The 3,599-nt window shown below is 60.7% G+C and carries 3 protein-coding genes and 1 pseudogene; 3 read left to right on the top strand and 1 reads right to left on the bottom strand.

Features of this window, described 5'->3' with window-relative positions; translation table 11 throughout:
- The 3 genes from astB to spy all read left to right on the top strand — a co-directional run.
- Positions 1 to 1,229 (top strand): N-succinylarginine dihydrolase (astB, locus tag PFH44_RS25975; protein ID WP_283826613.1); only part of this gene is annotated, 1,229 nt, incomplete at its 5' end.
- Between the two features lie 10 nt (positions 1,230 to 1,239).
- Positions 1,240 to 2,205 carry a succinylglutamate desuccinylase gene (gene astE, locus PFH44_RS25970; protein WP_283826612.1) on the top strand — a complete coding sequence of 322 codons (966 nt, stop codon included), beginning with the start codon at positions 1,240 to 1,242 and terminating at the stop codon, positions 2,203 to 2,205.
- A gap of 356 nt (positions 2,206 to 2,561) precedes the next feature.
- Positions 2,562 to 3,044 (top strand): ATP-independent periplasmic protein-refolding chaperone Spy, encoded by a 483-nt coding sequence (gene spy, locus PFH44_RS25965; protein ID WP_045855026.1) that lies wholly within the window; start codon positions 2,562 to 2,564, stop codon positions 3,042 to 3,044.
- Between the two features lie 82 nt (positions 3,045 to 3,126).
- Here spy and PFH44_RS25960 read toward each other — a convergent pair.
- Positions 3,127 to 3,599: pseudogene (locus PFH44_RS25960) on the bottom strand (endonuclease); the annotation flags it as partial.

Here is a 3,599-nt window from a genome sequence, read left to right as displayed (position 1 = left end):
ATCGGGTATCGAACCCGCAGCTGGCGGCGAAGCAGGGATTAAAAAAAATGAAGGCGCTGGCGGACGCGGGCTACCGGCAGGCGGTGATCCCGCCGCAGGAACGGCCGAACGTCGCGCTTTTGCGCCAGCTTGGTTTTACCGGCAGCGATGCGCAGGTGGTGGAGCGCGCCGCGCGGCAGGCGCCGGATCTGCTGTCCGCGGCCAGCTCCGCTTCGTCAATGTGGGTGGCCAACGCCGCGACGGTGTCGCCTTCTGCCGATTCGCTGGATGGCAGAGTGCATCTGACCGTTGCCAACCTGAACGACAAATTCCACCGCGCCAGCGAGGCGCCGACCACCGAGGCGCTATTGCGCGCCATTTTCCCGGATGAACGGCGGTTTGCCGTGCATCCGGCGCTTCCGCAGGTGGCGCTGTTTGGCGACGAAGGCGCGGCGAACCATAACCGCCTCGGCGGCGAGTACGGTGCGCCCGGTCTGCAGCTGTTTGTCTATGGCCGCGAGCAGGGAGGAGACGCTCTGCCTGCGCGCTATCCGGCGCGCCAGGCGCTGGAGGCCAGCCAGGCCGTCGCGCGGCTCAATCAGGTGAATCCCCGGCAGATCGTCTTCACCCGGCAGAACCCGGCGGTTATCGATAAAGGCGTTTTTCATAACGATGTCATTGCGGTGAGCAATCAGCAGGTGCTGTTTTGTCATGAGGAAGCGTTTGTCGATCAGCCACAGCTGCTGCACCGGCTGGCCGGACTGGTGGCCGGATTTACGCCGGTGGTGGTGCCGACCAGCGCGGTGACGGTTGAAGAGGCGGTAGCGACCTACCTGTTTAACAGCCAGCTGCTGAGCAAACCCGGCGGCGCGATGCGGCTTATTTTGCCCCAGGAGGCGCAGGAGCACGCCGGCGTCTGGCGCTATCTGAACCGGCTGCTGGAGCAGGGCAACCCCATCGATGAGCTGCAGGTCTACGATCTGCGCGAGAGTATGGCCAACGGCGGCGGCCCGGCCTGCCTGCGCCTGCGGGTGGTGCTAACGGAAGAGGAGCTGCGGGCGGTCAACCCGGCGGTTCTGATGAACGATCGCCTGTTCATCGCCCTTAACGATTGGGTCGAGCGCTACTACCGCGATCGTCTGACTCAGGCGGATCTGGCGGACCCGCAGCTGCTGAGCGAAGGACGCGAGGCCCTTGACCGGCTGACGCAGATTATGCAGCTCGGTTCCGTTTATCCGTTCCAGCAATAGAGGTGGCGCAGTGGACGACTTTCTGACATTAACCCTCGCGGGGCGTTTGCCCCATCATTTTCACGGCGAAACGGCGCACTTCCGCTGGCACTGGCTGGACCACGGCGTGCTTCAGCTCACGCCGCACGCGCGCTGCGAGCGCGCTCTGGTGCTCTCTTCCGGACTTCACGGTAATGAAACCGCGCCGGTAGAGATGACCGACATCCTGCTGCGGCAGCTGTTCAGCGGCGAGCTGCCGCTGCGCTGGCGGCTGCTGGGGGTGTTGGGTAATCCTCCGGCGCTGCGGGCCGACAGGCGCTATCTCGATAGCGACATCAACCGTATGTTTAGCGGACGCTGGCAGAACTTCCCCGCCAGCGATGAAACGAGGCGGGCGCGGCGGCTGGAAACGGTGCTGACGCGGTTTTATGCCGACGCCGGCGGCGCGCGCTGGCATCTCGATCTGCATACCGCGATCCGCGGATCGCATCACGTCCGCTTTGGGGTGCTTCCGGCGCGGCAGGCGCCGTGGGATGACGCCTTCCTTAGCTGGCTGGGCGCGGCGCGGCTGGAGGCGCTGGTCTTTCATCAGCAGCCGGCAGGTACCTTTACCCACTTCAGCAGCGACCGCTTTGCGGCGCTCGCCTGCACTCTTGAGCTGGGCAAGGCGCTGCCGTTTGGCGCGAACGATCTGACGCAATTTGCCGTTACCCAGCGCGCGCTGATGCGTTTACTGGTCGGCGACCTGGCGGTAGAAGAGGGGCACGAAGCGCTGCGCTATCGGGTGGTACAGCAGATCACCCGCGACAGCGAACGTTTTCAGCTGCATATGTCGGCGCAGACGCTTAACTTTACGCCGTTTAGCGCCGGGACGCTGCTGGCAGAGGACGGTGAGACCCGCTACGTGGTGGAAAAGGCCGAGGAGTACGTGCTGTTCCCGAACCCTTCGGTGGCGCTGGGCCTGCGCGCCGGGCTGATGCTGGAGCGGCTGCCCTGAACATAAATACGCCGCTGCCTGACCGCAGCGGCGTAAATTTTCACCGTCGGTCGTCTTGTATAGTCTTATTTTTTTCGTGCTCTGAAGTTTGATTGCAGATTATTCCTGGCTAACCGCTTTGTTTTTAATCTCCGCTGCTTTATAATCTCCATAGTTTCTTTATAAAACAGCCTGTTAATTATTTTTCGTTGCAATTATCTCCTCATTTTCCTTATTTTCTCCACAATTGGTGAGAAAATGTTTTTTACACTTTCATTGTTTTACGCTTGCTCTGACTAATTGACGATAAACGTCGTAAAGTTTATCTCGTCAACACGGCACCAGGCCGTGAGAATAACTTAAAGTAAGGACTGAATATGAAGAAGATTACTGCTCTGTTTGTTGCCTCTACTCTGGCCCTGGGTGCCGCTAACCTCGCTCACGCAGCGGATACCACCGCCGCCCCGACCGACAGCAAACCCATGATGCAACATAAGGGAATGCACGGCGGCCCGCATGAAATGATGTTTAAAGGCCTGAACCTGACCGATGCGCAGAAACAGCAGATCCGCGACATCATGAAAGGCCAGCGCGAAAATATGAAACGTCCGTCTCTCGACGAGCGCCGCGCGATGCATGAGCTGATTGCGAGCGATACCTTCGATAAGGCGAAAGCGGAAGCGCAAATCGACAAGATGGAAGCGCAGCATAAAGATATGGCGCTCTCTCGTATCGAAACCCAGAACAAGATTTACAACATTCTGACGCCAGAACAGAAAAAACAGTTCAATGCTAATTTTGAGAAGCATCTGACAGATCGTAAAGCGCCGGAAGGTAAAATGCCTCCATCTGCTGAGTAATTCAGCCCGCGGAATGAAGACCGCCGGTTCTGCCCAACATACGCCGTCAGGCTTTGGGCAGGACCGGCGGTTTTTTCGTTTGTCAGGGCGCCGGCTGGAGCGGGTGGAGCGTAAAATCGCCGCCCAGCAGCGGCTTGCAGAGAATTTTGTAGCCGTCATGATCGAAGCCCGCCGGCAGCTGCGTCAGCGTTTGCGCCTGCGCCAGCGTCTCGACCGCCCCCAGCCACAGCCAGTTATGAATCACATGATAGCGGGTCATATCGGGCCCTTTCTCTTCCAGCGCAACCGGGCCCGACCAGGGCCAGCATACCAGCCGCATCTGCGCCATACTGGCGTGCAGCCGCGCGTTGTGGGCTTCCAGGCTCTCTTTACCGCAGCAGGCGCCGGCGCAGCGCCCTAGCGCGGAACGAAAGCAGGCCCGGCCGCGGCTGAGCGGTTCCAGCCCCAGCAGCCCGTAGCACAGCCGGTGTTCATCGGCGAGGCTGGTCAGCGCCTGCAGGGCCGCCCGGCGGTTGGCGAACAGGCCGTACAGATGCTCCTGGCGGGGAAAGGTCC

The organism is Klebsiella sp. Ech2A (assembly GCF_030078455.1).
GTDB lineage: Bacteria > Pseudomonadota > Gammaproteobacteria > Enterobacterales > Enterobacteriaceae > Klebsiella > Klebsiella terrigena.
The sequence above is the reverse complement of the archived record's forward strand: the minus strand, read 5'-3'. Positions and strand labels throughout refer to the sequence as shown.

What these genes read in the sequence shown, in the direction of transcription:
- spy (WP_045855026.1), top strand. Translation starts at nt 2,562, where the DNA reads ATGAAGAAGATTACTGCTCTGTTTGTTGCCTCTACTCTGGCCCTGGGT.